The organism is Pseudomonas sp. 1121_17, from assembly GCF_052850745.1.
This window is the reverse complement of record NZ_VXCX01000032.1, coordinates 1-818: the sequence shown is the minus strand read 5'-3', so window position 1 is coordinate 818 and position 818 is coordinate 1. Positions and strand designations below refer to the sequence as shown.

1 protein-coding gene is annotated in these 818 nt (G+C 61.4%); it reads right to left on the bottom strand.

Features of this window, described 5'->3' with window-relative positions; genetic code table 11:
• On the bottom strand, positions 1-818 hold an 818-nt coding region (locus FW789_RS24285), incomplete at both ends, for a PAAR domain-containing protein (RefSeq protein WP_446432150.1).

Sequence of the window (818 nt, the reverse complement as noted above, 5' to 3'; positions counted from 1 at the left end):
TTCAGGTGGCCGAACTTGGCGAACTGCTGCTTATGCAACTGATCGACCTCCAGCAAGGTCGCCCGGACCTGCCTCAGGCCTTGCTCCAGCACGTCCTTACCGACACCCATGGACTGACTCGCGCCTGTCAGCAGCCCTGCAATTTCAGCCTGATGCTCCATCATGAATTCGGCTTCGTCGTAGTCGAGCAGCGCCAGCGAGTCGCGGGCCTGCTGTGCGGCGGCCATCAGTTGAGCTTCTTCGCGGGTGCAGGCATCGCCGTTGTCGGGGTCACCGATGACGAAAATCTCGCCGGCCTTGAAGCCGTCCTTGAACGTCGGGTTGAGCATCTGCAGGCGCGAGATCGGCAAGGTGCCGTCCTGCTCAGCCAAGTGCAGCAGCACCTGAGGGAAGGACATGTTGCGCTGGACAATATGAAAGCCTGGCTCATTGATATACGGCCGGCTATCAACGAAATGCACAGGCTGACCAAAGCTCTGCGCGCCTGGGCCGACCACGCGCGAAGATCTTGTCTCCCGCCAGGGCGGGACAAAGTCAGGTGGCGCTACAACTCGGTTCGTACCGGGCGGGCAAGCGCACAGCACCAGCGAACCATCGACCGCTACTTCGCTGCCATCGGAGATAAAGCACGGCGCGCCTTCGGCGACGGTGCCGGGTTCGGCGCACAACGGGCACGCTGTGGTCTTGTCGCCGACACGCAGCACCATGCGCCCATCACAGATGTAGCCATCACCCGTGGCGATGCACACCGCCCCCGTTGTCGTATCATCGCCATCGACAGCTTGACCTTTACCGTCAATTATCACGCGCATCTGCAA